The organism is Micromonospora sp. NPDC049049, from assembly GCF_040649115.1.
GTDB lineage: Bacteria > Actinomycetota > Actinomycetes > Mycobacteriales > Micromonosporaceae > Micromonospora.
In genome coordinates this window covers 1-3011 of sequence record NZ_JBEZEX010000067.1, presented here as the reverse complement: position 1 = coordinate 3011, position 3011 = coordinate 1, and the positions used below count along the sequence as shown (strand labels likewise).

General features: G+C 70.8%; 2 protein-coding genes. One reads left to right on the top strand and one right to left on the bottom strand.

What is annotated here, in order from left to right; translation table 11 throughout:
* Positions 1-652: DUF1775 domain-containing protein (locus AB0B68_RS32050; RefSeq protein ID WP_357264748.1), on the bottom strand; the 652-nt coding region annotated here is incomplete at its 3' end.
* A gap of 188 nt (positions 653-840) precedes the next feature.
* On the opposite strand from AB0B68_RS32050, the gene thrS reads away from it, so the two are divergent.
* Positions 841-2850, top strand: a complete 2010-nt coding sequence (gene thrS, locus AB0B68_RS32045) for a threonine--tRNA ligase (RefSeq protein WP_357202582.1) — start codon at positions 841-843, stop codon at positions 2848-2850.
* Positions 2851-3011: the final 161 nt, after the last annotated feature.

The window sequence follows — 3011 nt, the reverse complement described above, 5'->3', positions numbered from 1 at the left end:
GAGGACCACGCTGGCGGCCCGGTCGGTGGTTCGGCGGCGGTGTGGGGGCTGCGGTGACCCTATCATCGTTTCTCCCGGTGGTGAGGGAGCCGTGCGCGGCCGGACCCGCCGCGCCGGGCGCCGCCGGCAGCAGGGCCAGCGCCGGGGCCCGGTGCGGACCGGTGGCGTCCGCCCACCGGACCACAGTGCCATCGGCGTACGTCTGGACGACCTCGAAGGTGAGCCGCTCGGCCTGCGGCATCGGCCCCATGGAGAGCGCCAACCGAGCCGGCCCCGGGTCGCTCGCACCCACCCGGACCCAGGTCACCGCGGTCGTCACAGTGCTCACCCCGGAGGAGTGGATGCCGGGCAGCGGCTTGTCCAGGGTGCGGGAGCTGAGCCGGGGCGCCCAGCCGTCCACCGACATGGGGTAGACCTCGGCGATCGGCGCGTCGGCCGGCAGCCGTACCTCGATCTGCTTGGTCTTCGTGCCGGCCCGCTCCTCCGGAACGCTGAACTCCAGCCGTACCGCCTCGCCCTGCCGGGCCTCGGTCGGGGTGGTCGTCACGTCTGCCGCGTACGCCGTGCCAGGCCAGAGCAGCAGCCCAGCGGCGGTCACCGCGGTCGCCGCCACGATCCGCCGCCGACGGCCACCGCCGTACGTGCTCGCCATGTCGTGCCCCCATCCGTGTCGGCGTGGCCGGTTCCGGTTTCCGGCCACACCCTCTAGTTCGGCTGCGAGGCGCGAAAGGTTCAACGTCGGCGGTAAGGAGGTGCCCTTCCCGGTCGGGGGCGGGGCGACCGATAGCATCGGCAGGAGCCGAGGATCGGCACCATTTCGTACCACTTGGAGGAGTCACCGTGTCCGCACCCCGTACCCCCGCCGTGGCCGACCCCGTCGTCGTCGCCGCCGGGACCACGGCGGCCGACGCGGTGGCCGCGGCCGGACTGCCCGCGAACGGTCCCAAGGCGATCGTCGTGGTCCGCGACCCGCAGGGCCAGCTGCGCGACCTGGACTGGGCGCCGGCCGAGGAGACCGTCGTCGAGCCGGTCACCCTGGAGTCGCCCGACGGGCTCAACGTGCTGCGCCACTCCACCGCGCACGTCCTCGCCCAGGCCGTGCAGGACATCTTCCCCGAGGCCAAGCTGGGCATTGGCCCGCCCATCGAGAACGGCTTCTACTACGACTTCGACGTCGACAAGCCGTTCCAGCCCGATGACCTCAGCAAGCTCGAGAAGCGCATGCAGGAGATCATCAAGTCCGGGCAGCGGTTCCGTCGCCGCCGCTTCGGCAGCCTGGACGAGGCGCGCTCCGAGCTGGCCGACGAGCCGTTCAAGCTGGAGTTGATCGAGGTCAAGGGCGAGGGCCTGGACACCGACGAGGTGATGGAGGTGGGCGGCGGCGAGCTGACCATCTACGACAACCTCGACGCCAAGGAGGACAAGGTCTGCTGGTCGGACCTGTGCCGGGGCCCGCACCTGCCGACCACCCGACTGATCGGCGCGTTCAAGCTGATGCGCTCCGCCGCCGCGTACTGGCGGGGGTCGGAGAAGAACCCCCAACTACAGCGGGTGTACGGCACCGCGTGGCCGACCCGCGACGAGCTCAAGGCGTACCTGAAGCTGTTGGAGGAGGCCGCCCGGCGCGACCACCGTAAGCTCGGCGCGGACCTCGACCTCTTCAGCTTCCCCGACGAGATCGGCTCCGGCCTGGCGGTCTTCCACCCCAAGGGCGGCATCATCCGTCGCGAGATGGAGCACTACTCGCGGCGGCGGCACGAGGAGGCGGGGTACGAGTTCGTCAACACCCCGCACATCACCAAGGCGCAGCTGTTCCAGACCTCCGGTCACCTGCCGTACTACGCGGACACCATGTTCCCGCCCATGCAGCTGGAGGGCGCGGACTACTACCTCAAGGCGATGAACTGCCCGATGCACAACCTGATCTTCAGGTCGCGCGGGCGGTCGTACCGGGAGCTGCCGCTGCGGATGTTCGAGTTCGGCACCGTCTACCGGTACGAGAAGTCCGGTGTCGTGCACGGCCTCACCCGGGTCCGCGGCCTGACCCAGGACGACTCGCACATCTACTGCACCCGTGAGCAGATGGCCGGCGAGCTGTCCACGCTGCTCAGCTTCGTGCTCGACCTGCTGCGCGACTACGGCCTGGACGACTTCTACCTGGAGCTGTCGACCCGGGACGATTCGCCCAAGTTCATCGGGGCCGACGAAGACTGGGCCGAGGCCACCGAGGCGCTGCGGACCGCCGCCGCGACCTCCGGCCTGGACCTGGTTCCCGACCCGGGCGGCGCGGCGTTCTACGGGCCGAAGATCTCCGTGCAGGCCCGTGACGCCATCGGCCGGACCTGGCAGATGTCCACCATCCAGGTCGACTTCAACCAGCCGGAGCGGTTCGCGTTGGAGTACCAGGCCGCCGACGGTAGCCGGCAGCGGCCCGTGATGATCCACCGTGCGTTGTTCGGGTCGATCGAGCGGTTCTTCGGGGTGCTCACCGAGCACTACGCTGGCGCTTTCCCGGCCTGGCTCGCGCCGGTGCAGGTGGTGGGCATTCCGATCCGCGAGGACCACACCGACTACCTGCACGGCTTTGTCGCGGCGCTGCGCGCCGAGGGCATCCGGGCCCAGGTGGACGCCGGTGACGACCGGATGCAGAAGAAGATCCGGACGGCGCAGCAGCAAAAGATCCCGTTCATGGTGATCGCCGGTGACGACGACGTGGCCGCCGGCACTGTCTCCTTCCGCTACCGCGACGGCTCCCAGCGCAACGGGGTGCCGGTCGCCGAGGCGGTGACCCACGTGCTGGACGTGGTCGGCTCACGGACCAACATCGGCCCGTCCGCCGCGGCGGAGTAACGGGACCACCGCACGGCGCGGTCCGTTCGCACGGTGCGGCCCGTCCGCACGGTGCGGCCCGTCCGCACGGTGCGGCCCGTCCGCACGGTGCGGCCCGTCCGCACGGTGCGGCCCGTCCGCACGGTGCGGTCCGTTCGCGCGGCCTGCGTGGTTGTTCGGTA